Consider the following 18,834-nt stretch of genomic DNA (forward strand, 5'->3'; position numbering starts at 1 on the left):
ATTTGAAAATCCCTTTAAAGATTCTTTGTAATTTCGCGGCGCCTCTTTTCAATTTATGAATACAATAATTTTAGCTATCGAGTCTTCCTGTGATGAAACTTCTGCTTCAATCATAAGCAATGCTAAGGTCTTATCAAACATAATTGCTGATCAGGATGTACACAAGAGATTTGGAGGAGTAGTTCCCGAGTTGGCTTCCAGAGCGCATCTTCAAAATATAATTCCGGTTGTGCATCAGGCAATTTCTGTCGCAAAGATAGATAAAACGCAGATTCAGGCCATTGCTTTTACCAGGGGGCCGGGATTGATGGGGCCATTATTGGTAGGGCTGTCCTTTGCAAAATCAATGGCACTCTCTTTAAATATTCCTCTTATTGAAGTAAATCATATGCAGGCGCATGTTTTGGCTCATTTTATAGAAGATCCAAAGCCCTCATTTCCATTTATCTGTCTTACCGTTTCCGGAGGTCATACACAATTGGTGCTTGTCGAAGATCATCTAAATATGAAAATAGCCGGACAAACGCTTGATGATGCCGTTGGTGAAGCTTTTGACAAAGCGGCTAAGCTCCTTGGTCTTGGTTATCCGGGAGGGCCAGAGATTGATAAGCACGCTGCACTTGGTGATTCTAGTGTTTATTCTTTTCCCATATCCGATATGCCCGATTACAACTTTTCATTCAGCGGTATAAAGACCTCGCTTCTGTATTTCTTGCAGAAGAACTTAATGAAGGATCCGGATTTTATTAAATCAAATTTAAACGATATCTGTGCCTCCTATCAAAAGACACTCATTGATTCCCTGATGCAAAAGTTAGAAAAACTTGCTGAGGATAAAGGAATCGGGGAAATAGCAATTGCCGGAGGAGTTTCCGCAAATAAAGGTTTGAGAATGGCTATACAAAGTACCGGCAATAAAAAGTCCTGGAATACCTATATACCGGATTTTCAGTATTGTACAGATAATGCAGCCATGATTGCCATGGCCGCACATTATAAATTTTTAAAAGGGGAATTTTCAGACCAGGCCATCACGCCTTTGGCCCGATTATCTATTTAAAGATCCTTGTAGGCATATTCATCGAGGAATTTTGTCGAATATTTTCCCGATTTGAAGATTTCATTATCCATCATTTTTATATGAAAGGGGATGGTTGTTTTAATACCTTCAATTACAAACTCTTGCAAGGCCCTTTTCATTCTTACCAAACATTCTTCCCTGGTTTGAGCGCTCACAATCAGTTTGGCAATCATAGAATCGTAATTTGGTGGAATGGTATAGCCCGCATAAACATGTGAATCAACCCGTACTTTATGACCTCCCGGAATATGAAGGTTGGTAATTCTACCGGGACTTGGCCTGAAGCCATTTTCAGGATCTTCAGCATTGATCCGGCATTCCATCGAACAAAGTTTTGGAAAGTAATTCTTACCGGAGATAGGAATTCCTGCCGCCACCTTAATTTGTTCCTTGATTAAATCGTAATCGGTAACTTCTTCAGTAATTGGATGTTCGACCTGAATCCGGGTGTTCATTTCCATGAAATAAAAATCACCGTTTTTATCAACAAGAAACTCTACTGTTCCGGCTCCCTCATAATTTATGGCCTGAGCACCTATTATTGCGGCTTCACCCATTCTTTCTCTCAGATCATCATTAAGTATCTGAGATGGGGTTTCTTCAATAAGCTTTTGATGTCTTCGCTGAATGGAGCAGTCTCTTTCTGAGAGATGACAAACCGTTCCAAACTGATCGCCTATTATTTGAATTTCTACGTGTCTTGGCTGCTCTATGAATTTTTCCATGTACAAGCCATCATTTCCAAAAGAGGCTGCTGCCTCCTGTTTTGCACTTTTCCATGCTGCTTCAAATTCATCGGCTTTTTTGACAATCCGCATTCCCTTACCACCACCACCGGCGGTTGCTTTCAGAAGAACAGGGTATTTCATTTTCTCAGCCAATTTCATTCCCTCCTGGACAGATTTCAATAAACCATCCGTTCCGGGAATTGTAGGAACACCGGCCTTTTTCATCGTGGCTTTAGCGGAAGCTTTATCGCCCATACCATTGATCATGTTGGCACTGGCACCAATAAATTTTATCTTGTATTCTTCACAAATAGCGCTGAAATCAGCATTTTCTGATAGAAAACCATATCCCGGATGAATTGCATCTGCATTGGTTATTTCTGCAGCTGCCAGCAACCGCGGTATATTCAAATAGCTTTCAGAGCTTTGAGGAGGACCAATACAAACTGCTTCATCAGCAAATCGGACATGCAAGCTTTCTTTGTCAGCTGTGGAATACACGGCAACCGTACTAATGCCCATTTCCCTACAGGTCCGGATAATTCTAAGAGCTATTTCGCCTCTATTGGCGATGAGTATTTTTTTAAACATAGAAATATCGCTTATGAATCTCTTTTATTAACTGGGATCGATCAGAAATAATACCTGATCGTATTCTACAGGAGAAGAATTGTCAGCAACTACTTTTACCACCGTTCCTGAAACATCAGATTCGATTTCATTAAAAAGCTTCATTGCTTCAATAATACATATTGTTTGACCGGCTTCAACTTTGTCACCAACATTGACAAAAGATGGAGATTCCGGATTTGGAGAACGGTAAAATGTACCGATCATTGGTGCTTTTATCGCTACGTATTTTGAATCTTCATCTGCAGTACTCTGGGTAGGAGCGGGAGCAGAGGCAGATGGGGCAGGACTTGGCGCAGCGGCCTGCGGAGCAGGATTTTGAACCGGAGCCGGTGCACTTACTACCTGAGTTTCACCGTGTTTTTTAACATGTAATTTGATTTGGTCTGTTTCTATGTTGACCTCGTCCATTCCACAAGTGGAGATGAACTCAATTAAATCCTGAATTTCTTTTGCTTTCATCGTCTATTCTTTTACGCGTTCAACATACGAACGAGTTCTCGTATCAATTTTAAGTAGTTCTTCGTTATTTATAAAAAGAGGCACCTGTATTTCCGCCCCGGTCTCCAAAGTAGCAGATTTTGTTGCATTTGTAGCAGTATCTCCCTTAATTCCGGGTTCGGTATAGGTTACCTGTAAATTAATAAAGGCCGGCAATTCACATGATAAAACACTTTCTGTTTCAGCATGAAAAACTAATTCAACTTCCTGACCTTCTTTAATTAAATCGGCATTTTCAATTTGATCATCGGGCAAACTCAATTGCTCGTAGGTGGAGGTATCCATAAAATGGAAGCCTAAATCATCTTTATATAGAAATTGATGAGGACGTCTTTCAATTCTTGCTGTTGTAACTTTTACACCCGAATTAAAAGTGTGGTCAATTACTTTTCCGTTTCTAAGTCCTTTTAATTTGGTTCGGACAAATGCGCCACCTTTTCCCGGTTTAACATGCTGGAATTCCACAATGGTATAAAGGTCATTGTTGAATTCAATACATAATCCGTTTTTAAAATCAGCAGTTGATGCCATATTTTGACTAATATTAAGAATTATATGCCCATTTCACAAAACTGGCTCCCCAGGTAAATCCGCCTCCAAAAGCAGCCAAAATAATATTGTCGCCTTTCTTCATTCGATTTTCGTATTCCCAAAGACATAAAGGGATAGTTCCATTTGTAGTATTGCCATATTTATGAATGTTTAGCATTACTTTGTCTTCATTCAATCCCATGCGATTTGCGGTGGCATCAATAATCCTTTTATTGGCCTGGTGTGGTACGAGCCAGGCAATATCTTCAGAGCTAAGATTATTTCTTTGCATTACTTCATAGGCTACATCCGCCATATTTTTTACGGCAAATTTAAATACCTGAGCGCCTTCCTGATGCACAAAATGTTCCCTTTTGGCGATAGTTTCGTTACTGGGAGGCCTTCTGCTTCCTCCGGCTTTTTGGTGAAGAAATTCATAACCCGAACCATCGGAATACAATTGAGAGTCAATTAGTCCATTCCCTTCTTCATTGGCCTCCAGCAATACAGCACCAGCACCATCTCCAAAGATTATACAGGTTGTTCTGTCCTTGTAATCCACAATGGAAGACATTTTATCAGCACCAACAACAATTACTTTCTTGTGAAAACCACTTTCAATTGTTTTGGCAGCCTGTGTTAATGAATATAAAAATCCGGAACATGCGGCAGCCAGATCATAGCTATAGGCTCTTTTCGCGCCAACTTCATTGGCAATAATATTGGCTGTTGCGGGGAAAATAAAATCTGCGGTTACCGTGGCACAAATGATAAGATCAATATCCATGGGGTCGGTATTGGTCTTTTCCAAAAGCTTTTTTACTGCAGGGGCAGCCATATGTGATGTGCCCTTGTCTTTTCCTTTTAAAATTCGTCTTTCTTTAATTCCGGTTCGGCTGGTAATCCATTCATCATTGGTTTCTACCATGGTGGACAGCTCTTCATTAGTAAGCACATAATCGGGCAAATGTCCCTGCACTCCTGTTATTGCCGCTGTAATTTTGGCCATAATTAATTTTTAAAGTACTCCTGGATTTTGTGAAAAAGACCCGATTCTACCATTTTTTCAGCCATTAATAGGATGTTTTTAAAGGCTTTGGCAGTTGATACACCATGTCCGATTATCACATTTCCATTGATTCCAAGAATAGGGCTTCCGCCAATTTCTTCATAATTGAATTGATCAAAATAGGAATCAAGTTTATTTCTTTTCGATAGTAAATCATAAAAATTTTCTGCCATTTTCAAAATCACATTCCCGACGAAGCCATCACAAACTATAACATCTGCTTTGTCGTTGAAAACATCCCTACCTTCGATATTGCCTATAAAATTTAAATGAGACACTTTAAGATATTGATGTGCAGCCTGGGTATGTAAGGAGCCTTTTTCTTCTTCTTCCCCAAGATTCATAAGGCCAATTTTGGGATTTTCAATTTTTAGCACTTCTCTCGCATAGATATCACCCAGTTGGGCAAATTGCGTGAGCACATCGGGTTTGCACTCGGCATTGGCACCAACATCCAGAATTACACCGTAGTTACCACCTTCTTTTGGTACAAGCCCTGCTATTGCAGGTCTGATAATACCTTCAACTGACTTGACGCTAAACATAGCACCAACATGCATGGCTCCTGTATTACCTGCACTGCAAAATGCATCTGCTTTTCTAGCCTTGAGCATTCCATAGCCTATGTTTATACTGGATTGTGGTTTTGCGCTAAGGGCCTTAACAGGGTGTTCGCCCATGCCAATAACTTCAGGGGCATGCACAACCTGTATTTTGTTTCGATACTTTTCAGGAATCTTAGGTCTGATTACCGCTTCATCTCCAATAAGGAAAATAACGGTTTCGTCCTGAAGAACATCTGCTGCCTCAATGGCACCCGAAATTGCTTCCTGAGGGGCATAATCTCCCCCCATTGCATCAAGTGCAAGCCTCATAATTTATGCTAATACTTCTTTTTCCATTACCACCTGGCCTTTGTAATAAAGTTTTCCTTCATACCAGTGTGCTCTGTGAAACTGATGAAGTTGGCCGGTAGTGGGACAAGTTGCCAATGTCTTAGCCTCAAGATTTTTATGTGTTCTTCTCTTGTCTCTCCTTGTTTTGGAAATTTTCCTTTTAGGATGTGCCATTTTCTATTTATTTTAATTTTTTTAATGCTTCCCAGCGAGGATCAATATCCCCTTTTTTGTTTTTGTCTTCTTTAATTTCAGTTTTGTAGAAAAACCCTTCCTCCTTATCATTTTTATGATCCGGATGAATTTTTTTCATCGGAATATTTAATACAATATATTCATAAACCAGCTGACCCATATCAATGGATTCTGTGTTGGCTGAAATATGAGTGATGTCTTCTGTATCATTTTCCTCGTATTCGCTGTACTTGTACAAATGCTCGTGTTGAACTTTTAAGGGATGATTGAATTTTTTCAGGCTTCTGTCGCAAATCAATTCAACGGTACCATCAATTCTAAATATAACCCTTATCAGTCTTTCACTTTTTTCCAGACTGAGCTTAACCTCAAGCTTACCCCTTTCTACAATACTATTATCAAAGAAATCAAAGAACTTATCTTGGATATTGAAATCGTATTCATAAGTCCCGTTTTTCAGATTGATAATATCAACCCAATAGTCCTTTCTTTTCATGACTTTTTCAATATCGAGGCGCAAAATTAAAGAGAATCACTCAATTAATAAAAATAAATATCAGTATCCTTAATAATTTTCATTTCTCTGCCTTGAAATATCGATGGCCATGAACAATGCCTTGCGAAATGAACTCTCTGAAGCAATGCCTTTTCCCGCAATATCAAATGCAGTTCCATGATCGGGAGAAGTGCGGATTAGGTTGAGTCCTGCAGTGAAATTAACACCATCCTCAAAAGATATCATTTTAAATGGGATCAATGCCTGATCGTGATACATGGCCAGAATTCCATCAAACTTTCTGTAATTACCCGAGCCAAATAAACCATCGGAAGGATAGGGGCCATTGATAAATTCACCTTTCTCTTTAAATTTTCTTATTAGCGGAGCAATTATTTCCACTTCTTCAAGGCCTATTTTACCGTTTTCTCCTGCGTGAGGGTTGATGCCCAGGACAGCGATTTTTGGTTTGGCTATACCAAAGTCTTTTTTCAAACTGCTTATCAGCAATTTTAATTTTGAATTGATTAATTCAGAATTAATTTTAGATGCGACCTCAGAAATTGGATAATGGCCCGTAACCAATGCAATACGCATTTTGTCCGAACAAAGCAGCATAATACTTTCACTAGCTCCTGCTTTTTGGGTAAAAAATTCCGTTTGCCCCGGAAAATTTAATCCGGCATTTTGAACGTTTTCCTTATTAATAGGAGCAGTTACGCATGCATCTATATTTTTTTGCAACAAATCTTCCGCGACAGCATTTAAACTTGATGCCGCCAGCTTCCCACATTCCTCATCAAATTGTCCGCTTTGAATTGTAATCTGTTTTTGAAAACAATCAATGACATTGATGCTTTTTGGCCTGGCCTCAGATACATTTTTGATTGAATTAATCCGGATATCATTTAAGTTTAGTTGCTTACGAAAAAAATTCAGAACATAGGATGGACCATAAACAATCGGGATGCAATATTTGAATATCTCTCTGTGGTTAAAGCATTTTAAAATTATTTCCGGCCCAATACCATTTATATCTCCAATGGAAATTCCAATTTTAATTAAACTCTTATTCTCCTTCACAATTTGTAATTCTTTTTGCTTATAAGCTCCTTTGCCCAAAGATAGGCAATTTCCAAAGTCTCAAAACCGGCCCGATGAAACAAAATCAATCAAAAAAATACGGATATGTTAGGGCTAAAAAAAGCCTTGGCCAGCACTTCTTGAAAGACGAGTCTATCGCGGAAAAAATAGCAAATGAGCTGCAATACGATACTCTAAAAACGGTAATTGAAATTGGACCCGGGATGGGTGTATTGACAAAATATATAGTCGATAAAATATCAAATCCCGATTTAAAATTAAAATTGATTGAATTGGACCGGGAATCGGTGGAATTTCTCAGGAACAAAGAGATTTACCAAAAAGATAATATCGAAATAGTTTCTGAGGATGTATTAAAACTGGATTGGCAAAAATTCCCTGAACCAATAGAATTAATAGGTAACCTTCCCTATAATATTTCTTCACCTATCTTTTTTAAAATAATCGAAAATTATTCTCTTATATATAAAGGAGTGTTTATGGTTCAAAAAGAAGTGGCAGATAGAATTTGCTCAAATCACGGTTCCAAAACTTATGGAATTTTAAGTGTACTGCTACAGTCGCTTTATACTTGTACTCCAATTTTAGATGTGGCGCCAAATAGCTTTGTCCCTCCTCCAAAAGTCAATTCCTCCGTATTTAAGATTGAATTAAAAAAAGATGCCATTGATAAAAAGCTAATGAGTATCTTAAAGCCTGTGGTAAAAAAGTCCTTTAATAATCGCCGGAAAATGATGCGAAATACAATTGGAATTGAATTGAATTCATTAGGTAAGGAATTTGAAAAATATTTAACATTGCGACCGGAACAAATATCTGTTTCCGAGTTTATTTTTATAGCAAAAGCATTAGCAGATAAGGCAGGATGAATTTTGAATTAACACGTGAGTTTCTCGATGAGGTAAAACTTGCAGTAAAGGAGGATAATGCCGCCTTTGTGCAAGAGGTGCTGGATGAGTTATTTCCTGCGGATATTTCCCAAATCCTGGATGAGCTCGATGCCGAAGAAGCGCGTTATGTTTTGGATACACTTCCAGTTGAGGTCGGTGCTGAAATAATAATTAATCTCGAAGATGAAAATCAAAAAGACTTCATAGCATCATTCTCTCCCGCACAAATAGCGAGGTTTATCAATTTTATGGAATCGGATGATTCCGTAGATATTCTGCAATCGCTTCCGATAAAACTTAGAGAGGAAGTTATTTCATTTATAAAAAACCCTGATAAGGCTAAATCCATACTTGACCTATTGCATTATGAAGAAGATTGTGCAGGCGGCCTGATGGGAAAAGAACTCATTAAAGCCAATATAAATTGGAATGTGGTTCAATGCATAGAAGAAATTCGAAGGCAAGCGGGAAGGGTCAATAAAATTTACTCCATTTATGTGGTCGATGATGAAAACAAATTACTTGGAAGGGTTGCTCTAAAGAAAATCATTCTCGCTGAGGACAATACAAAGATCGCCGACATTTACGATCCGGACGTACAGGTGGTCGAAACTTATAAACAGGAAAAAGAGGTAGCACAGCTTATGCAGAAATATGATTTGGAAGCAATTCCGGTTGTAAATCTTCATGGTCAGCTATTGGGGCGAATCACCATTGATGATGTGGTGGATGTAATAACCGAACAGGCTGAATTGGAAAGACAACTAATGTCCGGTATTTCAGCAGATATTGATGAAGATGATTCCGTGCTTGAATTATCAAGAGCCCGTCTTCCATGGCTGGTTGTTGGTATGGTTGGTGGATTGTTGGGAGCTCAGTTTATTGGAATATTTGAAGGAGACCTCATGCTAATTCCGGCCATGGCTTTTTTTATTCCTCTAATTACTGCTACAGGTGGAAATGTTGGTATTCAGTCTTCTTCCATAATTCTTCAAAGTCTTGCTGATAATAGTCTGATTCATCAGGGCTATTGGTGGAGATTAACTAAAGTATTGTCTGTTGCTTTGTTGAATGGATTTGTTATTGCCATATTGGTATTTGGATTTAATATGATTCTGGGTCAATCACTGGTTTTGTCAACAGTAGTAAGTATAGCTCTCTTTTCAGTTATTCTTTTAGCTTCAATTATGGGAACCTTTACTCCGCTTGTACTCGATAGTTTCGGAATTAATCCGGCCCTGGCTTCAGGCCCATTTATTACTACAGCGAACGACTTATTAGGTCTTGGCGTTTATTTTCTTGTAGCACATTTACTGCTCGGATTATAATGAATAGACACTCAGTTCTAATTGTCAACAAAATGCATAAATCCATAGTCCCTTTGCTGGAAAGACTGGGACTAATAGTTAATTATCAACCAAATATAAGTCGGGAGGAAACCTTAGATATAATAAAAGACTATTTTGGAATAGTCGTGCGCAGCAAACTCGATCTGGACTCGGAATTCTTTACAAATGCGCCTTCGCTGAAATTCATTGCCAGGGCCGGTGCAGGTTTGGATCAAATCGATTTAAGAGAAGTTCAAAAAAGGAATATCGAAGTATTTAATGCTCCGGAAGGCAATAAGGACGCATTAGCGGAGCACAGCATAGGTCTGATGCTTTCATTGCTTCATAAAATTGTAAAGTCCAACAATGAAATACGCCGGGGCAAATGGTTAAGAGAGGACAACAGGGGATTTGAATTAAATACCAAAACTGTAGGGGTTATTGGTTTCGGACATATGGGGAGAGCATTTGCAGAGAAACTTATTGGATTTGGTTGCTCTGTGATCACTTATGATATTAAGCCAAGTTTGGATCTGCCATCACATGTTAAAAAAGTATCCTGGGAAGAATTTACACAAAAATGTGATATCGTGTCTTTACACGTCCCGTTGTCTGAAAGAAACGTTTATCTGGTTAACGATTCATGGATAAATGACTTTCGAAAAAATATTTGGCTGATAAATACCTCAAGGGGAAAAGTGGTAAAACTTGTAGATTTGATAAAAAACCTCGATAGTGGTAAAGTAAAGGGAGCGGCACTTGACGTGCTTGAAAACGAGAAATTCGATTCACTTTCAGACTCTGAAAAAGCTATACTTCAAGACCTTGTAAACAGAAATAATACAATTTTAACACCACATGTGGGGGGATGGTCTTCAGAGTCATATTCCAGAATAAATGAAGTATTAGCATCCAAAATCGAAAATTTTCTACTCCAAAATGGGTGATTTACATATTTAAAAGAGAAGATAAGAACCAAAAAGAATACTAAATAATTGTATAAATGAATTACCTTTCACATTTTTAGACCTTGAATAATTTTATGTTTATTAGAATTATCTAAAATTGATGTATATGCTGAGAAAACTACTACTACTACAAACCTTCATCATTGCATCTTTTTCACTCGTACTAGCACAAACAGGAAAACTCTCCGGTAAGATAACCGATATGGAAACTGGAGAATCCATTCCTTTTGCCAATGTTACAGTGAATAAAGGTGGAGTTCAAAAAGGAGGAACCGTATCTGACTTCGATGGAAACTTTTCAATAACACCTCTTGTGCCGGGAGAATATAACGTGGAGGTTTCCTACGTTGGCTATGCTCCTAAAAAGATCACAGGTGTGGTTATAAATTTTGAAAAAACAACTCGATTGGATATTCGAATGAATTCAGAATCCAAAGTACTCGAGGAAGATGTTATAATTTATGCCGAGCCACTGATTGATCCGGATAACACTTCTACCGGTTCTAAATTATCATCCAAAGAGATTGAAAAAATTCCTACCAGGAATATTTCTTCAATTGCTACCACGCAGGCAGGTGTGACATCCTCGGATGATGGTGGAACGATTAACCTTCGGGGAGCTCGATCGGATGCTACGCAATATTTTGTTAATGGGGTTAAGTTATTGCCTGGACAAACACCACAGGTACCTGTTGAGGCCATCGCTGAGGTTTCAATCTTAACTGGTGGTATCCCTGCGCAGTATGGAGATAACGTTGGTGGTGTAATCAGTTTAACAACCAAAGGACCATCTTCAAAAATATTTGGAGGAATTGCAGGTGAGACTTCAGTACCTTTTGATAATTACAATTACAACCTTCTCAATTTTAACGTTTCCGGACCTATTTTACAGGAAAAAGATTCAACCGGGAGAGCTTTGAGAACCAAACTAGGTTATTTTCTTGCTGCTCAATACGATGGTGCCGCGGATCCTGACCCCCCTGCAATAGATATTTATAGGCTGAAAGATGAATATCAGAGTCAGCTTGAGCAAAATCCATTGTTCATAGATGAATTTGGAAATACCAGATATGTGTCTGACACCTTGACAAGAGAGCAATTCGAAACTTATGATTTCGAGGAAAATGAGAACAGACACAATGTTAATGTCAACGCTACTTTTGATTGGCAGCCATCTGAGAGCATATTAGTATCTATAGGTGGAAATTTGAGAAACTCTGAGTATAAAGAATTTAATACCAGAGGAGTAGACCCCCAGAGATACAAGAGACTTCTAAATTACGATAACAATGGTGATCGCTTGATAAGGCAATACAATGTATTTGCGAGATTTACACAGCGTTTTAAAAACGACAGAAGCGATGAAGAGAATACTTCACTTATAAAAAATGCATATTATCAGGTGCAAGTCGATTATTCCAGGGATATTGATAAAACCTACAATAAGGAGTTTGACGAAAGCTTATTTGAGTACAATTATGTAGGGGAATACAAAAGAACAACTGATACGTTGACCCCAACTTTATTTGAGCAATTGAATTCATTGGGAATCGATCCTACTCAATTTGGAATTAATACAGATGGGTCATTTAATGGTCCTGTTATATATAAGAATGGAGACAGAGATGATGATACAGTATTAGTTCAAGCTAATGTTCCATGGATTGTGTATAATACAAATGCCGATACTTATACTTTTACAGGGGGAAATCAGAATCCAATTACTTCTCGATATACGGATTTCTTTTTTAACCGTCAGGCACTGGCCAATGATCCTATTACCGACCTGCAACAGCTAAATACATCTCAGGGAGGTTTACTTAATGGTCAAATCCCGAATACAGTTCATGGAGGGCTATTTCATAATGTGGGAACCCCACACAGAAATTATAATTTAAGCGTAGATGAACAATTCAGGGTTTCAGCTCTTGGTGTTGTTGAATTAAACAATCACTCTTTTAAATTGGGTTTTGAATTTGAACAAAGAACTCAAAGACAATTTAATGTTTCTACAACAGGAATTTGGAATGCAGCTCGTGGTGCAGCACTTTCGGGAACTTCATTAGAAGGTGCATTCCTTAATCAGGCACCAAATACATTCCTTGATACCATCTTAATCAATGGTAATCCAACAATTGTACCGGTGTTGGATTTTGGTTCCTGGGGTGAAAAAGAGCAAATCAATGATTCTGTAACTGTATTCAATTTCGGGATAAGAAATCAATCGAATCCAAATGGAACATTCCATAACAGGTTGAGACAGGAATTTGGTTATGCTAATGATTACAGAATAAATGTTGATGAATTAGATCCTAAAGATTTAAGTCTTGAATATTTCAATGCTGAAGAACTACTTAACCCAGGTGGCGGTGGAGGAAATGTAGTTTCCTATCAGGGATATAACTATTATGGTGAAAGAACCAATGAGAATTCTACATTTAGTGATTTCTTCACTGATTCCCTTAACAGACCAATCGCCGCATGGAGACCAAATTACGGAGCGGTATTTATTGAAGATAAATTTGAGATCAAGGATTTAATTCTTCGTTTGGGTGTCAGAGTAGACAGATACGATGTAAACCAACCTGTCCTTAAAGACAGATATTCATTGGTTGATTTAAGAACTGTTGGAGAGTCAAATATGAATGCATTCAACCAAGGATCCTTTGCTACTCCGGGTAATGTCGGTGATGACTATGTTGTTTATGTGGATAGAAATCCGGATGAATACAACGGCTCAAACCTGGGAGAATTCAATGTAATAGGTTTCAGAAGTGGCGATCAATGGTTTGATGCTCAGGGACAAACTGTATTGGGGGCTTCTAATCTCGGAAACGCCGGTGTGTTTCCTTGGTTCGATGTAACTTCATTTACAGGTATTAAGAAAGAAATTTATGACGAATACAAAATTACAGAAGATGCATTTGAGGATTATGAACCGCAAATTAATGTAATGCCGAGAGTATCTTTTTCATTCCCTATTTCTGAAGAAGCCTTATTCTTTGCGCATTATGATGTCTTGACACAAAGGCCTAGTAGAAATAATGTTTTCACTAGTACATATTTCTATTTCCAGAGAGCGGCAGGTGGAAGATTGAATAATCCAAACCTAAGACCACAAAGAAATGTTGACTATCAGGTCGGTTTCCAGCAGGTATTGACAAGGTCATCCTCGCTTAAGCTTTCAACTTTCTACCGTGAAATGAAAGATCAGATTTCCTTAATTGTAATCGATGGAGCATATCCGGTTTCGTCTTGGGAAACATTTGGAAATATTGACTTTGCAACTTCAAAAGGTATAACTGTAGAATACGATTTAAGGAGAACAAACCGTTTGGCCATAAATGCTAATTACCAATTAGCTTTTGCAGATGGTACTTCTTCAGGAGAATTATCAAATGCCAGATTAATCCAATCGGGTGTAAGTGCAAACCTCAGAAACCCTATTCCTTTGAATTGGGATGAGAGACATCAGATTAAAATTAATATCGACTACAGATTCAGAGATAATGATGGACCTGGTATTATGTCCAAACCTATAAAAGATGATGAAGGAAATTTATTACTTGATGACGAAGGGATGCCTAAGAAGTCAGGTGGATTTAAATTACTTGAAAACTTAGGTGTGAACTTGCAGTTGATTGCAACATCAGGACGACCATTTACTCCACGTGGTGGTGCCAACCCTAATCCAATTTACGGAGGAGGTAATAATGAAGTAGTTGATGGTGGAGTTAACGGTGCAAGGTTGCCTTGGAACCTCAGATCTTCTTTAAGGGTTGATAAATCAATCTTCTTTGGAGGAAATGAGAGCAAGAAATCTTTGAATGTTTATGTATATGTCAGAAACCTTCTTGGTTTGGAGAACATTCAAGGTGTTTACGGTTGGTCAGGTGATCCTACAAATGATGGTTATCTGGAGTCAAAACTTGGACAACAAGATATAAATGCTAATCTCTATCCGGATTCATTTTCGGATATATACAGAATGGCTGTTCAAAACCCGGATAATTTTGCGCTTCCTAGAAGAATTGTTTTAGGTGCAGCATTTAACTTTTAATACAAAGAATTTAGAGAAAATGAAAAATATGATATTCCGCAATATCCTTTCAATTTTATTAATCTCCAGTACTGGAGCAATGGCTGATATTGATGTAGCCGGTTCCGGTAAAAAGGGCAGTAATCAAGGCAATTTTAGAGTTGCCAATGAATGTGCCCGAGCTGCTTCTCGAGAAGTACTGGAAATTAACAACGTAAGAACTACACTTCACAATGGTGGGGACATGTGGTGGACCGTTGTTTCGCCAAGTGCTGCGCGATACGAGATTCCAAAACAGGATGATCCAAGTGCACCAAAACAGCATTCCTTATTTGCCGGCTCCGTTTGGATTGGTGGTGAAGATCTTACCTCAGGAGATCTGCTTGTATTGGCAAGTACTTACAGACAGTCACACTATGCCTTATGGCCTGGTCCTTTGTATGCCACAGGACCTGATCAGGGAACAATCTCTACAGAAGAGTGTGCAACCTGGGATGTGCATTTTAAAATAAGTCGAGAAGAAATTGAGCAATACATCGACGACTTCCAGGCAGGCAGGATTCAAACGGTTGAAGATATTCCTGAGCCTGTACTCAATTGGCCTGGTAGAAATAACCCATACATAACTTCCCCTGATGGAGCATTTGATGATCAGGTGGTTGATATGGACCGCGATTTGGCACCCTTTGATGAGTTTATTCAAATAGAAGAAGAAGGTGCCGGCGATGGTATTTACGATCCATTACAAGGGGACGTGCCATTTATATTTGGTGATGAAGGCATCTGGTGGGTCATGAACGATGCCGGTAATGAAAAGGAATTTGGAGGTGTAATCGGAGCCGCTCCTCCTATAAACATGGAGATTCAGGTTATGGGCTTTGGATTTGCAACCAATGATGTATTAAATGACATGACTTTCTATTGGAACAGACTCTTAAACCGAGGAAGTAGAATTATTAGTGAAACCAGAATGGGTCAATGGGTTGACCCTGATTTAGGTTTTGCCGGTGATGACTATGTGGAAGTAGATGTGCCAAGAGGTTTGGGTATATGTTACAATGGAGATGAATTCGACGAAAGTATCACAGGTTATGGTGAAAACCCACCATCAATTGGTGTTGATTATTTCGAAGGACCCTGGGCCGATAAAGATACCATCGGAGACGGAATTGATAATGACCTTGACGGCTTGATCGATGAGCCGGATAGGGGATATGCCGTTTATGAAGGCGATGGCATAGATAATGATAAAGATGGTGAAATTGACGAGGTTGATGAATTGATCATCATGTCCAATTTCCTTTATTACAATAATAATAGCAACCCTACTAATGGTAACCCGGGATCTGCTCAGGATTTTTTCAATTATTTAAAAAATATTTGGAGAGACGGTACATTTTGTACTTATGATTTAGCACAAGGAACTCAGCAATCCTCTCCTCCTTGTGATTTTATGTTTCCGGGTTCTTCTGATTTGGAAATAGGTTGGGGACTCGGCGGTACTCCAGATCAACCTTTTGCAGGTCCTCAGAATGTACCATGGGATGAATCAGTTTCAGGTAATCAGCCCGCTGATAGAAGAATGCTTCAGTCAGCAGGTCCATTTACCCTTGAACCGGGTGCATTGAATGAATTGACCATTGGAATTCCATGGGCGCGTACAGGTGCCGGTGGTGCAAGAGGATCTTTCAATAAATTAAGAGTAGCTGATGATATTTGTCAAAAGCTTTATGACAACGACTTTGAACTTCTAAATGGTCCTGATGCTCCGGATGTGACCATCACTGAACTGGATCGCGAGATTATCATTACCATCGAGCCGAGCGAGTTCACCATTGTCAACCAGGGTGAGCGTCAGGCGATGAACACGGAGACTTATCGCGAATTTGAAGCCAATATTGGAGACTTCTACAATTTTGAAGGTTACCTCTTCTATCAATTGGCTGACAATACGGTTACCGAGGCCGATCTTGACAACGCGGACCGTGCCAGACTGATCGCGCAGTGCGATGTTGCCAATGGGGTGACCACGATCATCAATTATGAAAACGATGTGACGCTGGGCGAAGATATTTTTGTGCCGATCATCAAAGTGGAAGGCCAGGACAATGGCATTTTCAGAACGTTGAGAATCAGCGATGATGCTTTTGCCGAGGGCGATCCGAAATTGGTGAATCACAAGAGCTATACCTTCCTTGTGCTCTCTTACGGTTACAATGCGGCAATGGCGCAGGCCAACCTGGGCGATAACGTAGGGGACCGAAAAGAGCAGCCTTTTATTCTGGGTCGTAGAAACGGTATCCGGAAAGTGGCGGTCCCGCATCCGAACGTAGGGCAGGTGCTGAACTCGGGCTATGGCGATGAGTTTGTGCTGACTGCCGAGAGCGGCATTGGCAACGGGGGCAACATCCTGGAGTTTGTCGGAGGCGTGGAAGAGAGCATTTTAAACAAGACGCCATTTGAGCGTACCTACAGAGCGGGCTCTGGCCCGATATCGGTGAAGGTCTACGATCCGAAGCTGGTGAAGGCCATCGACAACATGGAGCTTCGTTTGACCAGCCGATTGCAGTACAACAGCGCTGATAATGATTACAAATTCCTTCCGGGCGATACGCTGGTTTCGCTGGGCAATTACACGGGACAGGAAGTGGATAACTCCTCGGGAGCCACGATCGCTTATACGATCAGTCCTTACAAACGTCAGACTAAAGGAAGAGCGGTTGTGGTACGTGAAGTACCGGAGCTGGAGACCTCCGATAGCAAGACATTAGAGATCCGGATGCTGAACGGGGATGAGAACGGGGCCTTTGTCCGGGATGTGATCGCGATCCGAAGAGAAGGCGGCGAGGAGAGTTACCTGGGCGGTACCAAGCGTCCGGCCAACTTCTGGCTGGAAGGCGACAGTTCATCGATAGCTCAGGCGATCGACTTTAAAGAGCATGACCTCTGGACCCTTGAAGGGAACGGGGTCGTGGTGAAGGGCGTTGTGCCGGTGAGCGCCGGTGGCGAGCAGACGGTGCCTGAGTTTGGTTTATCGGTACAGATGAGCCGCGGCTTTAACCCGGGTTTTAGAAACAGGGATAAGGGCTTTGAGGAGAACGGCTTCCAGGACGCGAGCATTGAGTACGCCGACCGTCTTCAGGATTGGCTGATCCCGATCGATTTTAGTGATTTACCCTGGATCGGACAGGCCCCGCGTTCATTGACCACCTATGATCAGCTGGACGTGTATCAGAATGTATTGGATGGCTCCTGGAGCACCTGGTTATCGACCAAAGCGGCCTTTGCCGATGAGAGCATTGCTCCTGGCGTGGACGCAAGAAACCCCGAAGGCTGGGCCTATATGCAGGACTTGCCAAACGTGGACGTGGTCTTTACCCAGGACAGAAGCAAGTGGACGCGTTGTATGGTAGTTCAGATGGCACCGCCAACGGTGAGCATTGTGAACCCGGTGGTGAACAGGGTACAGAAAAGCGAGTTGCTGAGCGTCAACAAAGACGGGCAACCGGATGGCGCAGTGGCGGCCTTCCCAGATGGCAGCACCGATCCGGCGACAGGCTATAGCTGGTTCCCGGGTTATGCGATCGATGTGGACAAGGGCATACGATTGAACATGGCCTTTACCGAAAACAAACTGGTCGACTCGGTGCTGGGTAACGATGGCTTGTACAACCCGACCAGCAACGATACCAATAATCACTACATCATTGTGACCAATATGGAATACGACTTTGAAGTGGCAGGACAACCGAGTGCTTACCAGCGCTTGATGGACAGCACCTTCCAGGATCAAACCACCAGTCGAACCAGTCAGTACAGGGTGACCTACGAGGAGACCTTTAGCTGGATAGGGATGATGAAGATCAATCCGAGTTTTGCCTCGCTGCCGGTGGAAGACCGCGGCGATGTCAGGATCCGCCTGCGAGTGGACAGGGATTACGAGGCCACCGAAAATGGCGTGCCACCGACGTATACCTTTAGCACGATAGGCTCACAGGCGATCCTTGCAAGCAAGGAGAAAGCCCAAAGTGATCTGGATATCATAAGATTGGTACCGAATCCATACTACGCTTATTCGGAATACGAACAAAGCCAGGTGGATAAAAATGTCAAGATCACCAATTTACCGGCACAGTGTACCATCTCGATCTTCTCGATGAACGGATCACTGGTGCGACAGTTCAACAGAAATGTGGCAGAAGATGTGGCCGGATTGGGTCTGAGCAGTCAGAACTGGGAGTTGACCAATGAAGAAGGCATCCCGATAGCCAGTGGCGTGTACATCGTCCATATCGATGCCGGAGAACTCGGGGAGAAAGTGGTGAAATTCTTCCATATCAACAGACCAATTGACCTTGATACTTTCTAAAAAATTGAA

General features: G+C 40.6%; 14 protein-coding genes. 6 read left to right on the top strand and 8 right to left on the bottom strand.

All coding sequences use genetic code 11. From position 1 onward, the window contains the following. The first annotated feature begins 55 nt into the window (after positions 1 to 55). Complete coding sequence (tsaD, locus tag HZR84_12395) at positions 56 to 1,060, top strand: tRNA (adenosine(37)-N6)-threonylcarbamoyltransferase complex transferase subunit TsaD (protein QNL22705.1); 1,005 nt, start codon at positions 56 to 58, stop codon at positions 1,058 to 1,060. Here the strand turns inward: tsaD and accC are convergent. Genes accC through pdxA form a run of 8 tightly spaced genes read right to left on the bottom strand, consistent with a single transcriptional unit; the run spans position 1,057 to position 7,210 of the window. Continuing rightward, positions 1,057 to 2,400: an acetyl-CoA carboxylase biotin carboxylase subunit gene (accC, locus tag HZR84_12400; GenBank protein QNL22706.1), complete on the bottom strand. Its 1,344-nt coding sequence runs from the start codon at positions 2,398 to 2,400 to the stop codon at positions 1,057 to 1,059. The genes tsaD and accC overlap by 4 nt on opposite strands. A gap of 27 nt (positions 2,401 to 2,427) precedes the next feature. Continuing rightward, entirely contained in the window at positions 2,428 to 2,901 is a 474-nt protein-coding gene (gene accB / locus HZR84_12405) for an acetyl-CoA carboxylase biotin carboxyl carrier protein (GenBank protein ID QNL22707.1), read from the bottom strand. A gap of 3 nt (positions 2,902 to 2,904) precedes the next feature. Continuing rightward, complete coding sequence (gene efp, locus HZR84_12410) at positions 2,905 to 3,471, bottom strand: elongation factor P (protein QNL22708.1); 567 nt, start codon at positions 3,469 to 3,471, stop codon at positions 2,905 to 2,907. Positions 3,472 to 3,484: 13 nt separating this feature from the next. Further along, positions 3,485 to 4,480, bottom strand: coding sequence for a ketoacyl-ACP synthase III (locus tag HZR84_12415; protein QNL22709.1), 996 nt, complete (start codon positions 4,478 to 4,480; stop codon positions 3,485 to 3,487). A 2-nt stretch (positions 4,481 to 4,482) separates the two neighbouring features. Continuing rightward, complete coding sequence (gene plsX, locus HZR84_12420) at positions 4,483 to 5,415, bottom strand: phosphate acyltransferase PlsX (protein QNL22710.1); 933 nt, start codon at positions 5,413 to 5,415, stop codon at positions 4,483 to 4,485. Between the two features lie 3 nt (positions 5,416 to 5,418). Continuing rightward, on the bottom strand, positions 5,419 to 5,610 hold the full coding sequence (gene rpmF, locus HZR84_12425; protein ID QNL22711.1) for a 50S ribosomal protein L32: 192 nt from the start codon (positions 5,608 to 5,610) through the stop codon (positions 5,419 to 5,421). 7 nt (positions 5,611 to 5,617) lie between these two features. Further along, complete coding sequence (locus tag HZR84_12430; protein ID QNL22712.1) at positions 5,618 to 6,151, bottom strand: DUF177 domain-containing protein; 534 nt, start codon at positions 6,149 to 6,151, stop codon at positions 5,618 to 5,620. A 45-nt stretch (positions 6,152 to 6,196) separates the two neighbouring features. Next, positions 6,197 to 7,210: a 4-hydroxythreonine-4-phosphate dehydrogenase PdxA gene (pdxA, locus tag HZR84_12435; GenBank protein ID QNL22713.1), complete on the bottom strand. Its 1,014-nt coding sequence runs from the start codon at positions 7,208 to 7,210 to the stop codon at positions 6,197 to 6,199. A gap of 74 nt (positions 7,211 to 7,284) precedes the next feature. On the opposite strand from pdxA, the gene rsmA reads away from it, so the two are divergent. The 5 genes from rsmA (at position 7,285) to HZR84_12460 (ending at position 18,825) form a co-directional block, all read left to right on the top strand. Further along, entirely contained in the window at positions 7,285 to 8,100 is an 816-nt protein-coding gene (gene rsmA, locus HZR84_12440; GenBank protein ID QNL22714.1) for a ribosomal RNA small subunit methyltransferase A, read from the top strand. Further along, on the top strand, positions 8,097 to 9,449 hold the full coding sequence (mgtE, locus tag HZR84_12445) for a magnesium transporter (protein QNL22715.1): 1,353 nt from the start codon (positions 8,097 to 8,099) through the stop codon (positions 9,447 to 9,449). Before rsmA ends, mgtE begins: the two co-directional genes overlap by 4 nt. Next, complete coding sequence (locus HZR84_12450) at positions 9,449 to 10,396, top strand: phosphoglycerate dehydrogenase (GenBank protein ID QNL22716.1); 948 nt, start codon at positions 9,449 to 9,451, stop codon at positions 10,394 to 10,396. Before mgtE ends, HZR84_12450 begins: the two co-directional genes overlap by 1 nt. A gap of 127 nt (positions 10,397 to 10,523) precedes the next feature. Next, complete coding sequence (locus tag HZR84_12455; protein QNL22717.1) at positions 10,524 to 14,477, top strand: carboxypeptidase-like regulatory domain-containing protein; 3,954 nt, start codon at positions 10,524 to 10,526, stop codon at positions 14,475 to 14,477. Then, a complete protein-coding gene (locus HZR84_12460) occupies positions 14,458 to 18,825 on the top strand; it encodes a T9SS type A sorting domain-containing protein (protein QNL22718.1) in 4,368 nt (1,455 codons plus the stop codon). Before HZR84_12455 ends, HZR84_12460 begins: the two co-directional genes overlap by 20 nt. Positions 18,826 to 18,834 lie beyond the last annotated feature (9 nt).

Origin of the sequence: Hyphobacterium sp. CCMP332 (assembly GCA_014323545.1) — a bacterium.
Taxonomy (GTDB): Bacteria; Bacteroidota; Bacteroidia; order Cytophagales; family CCMP332; genus CCMP332.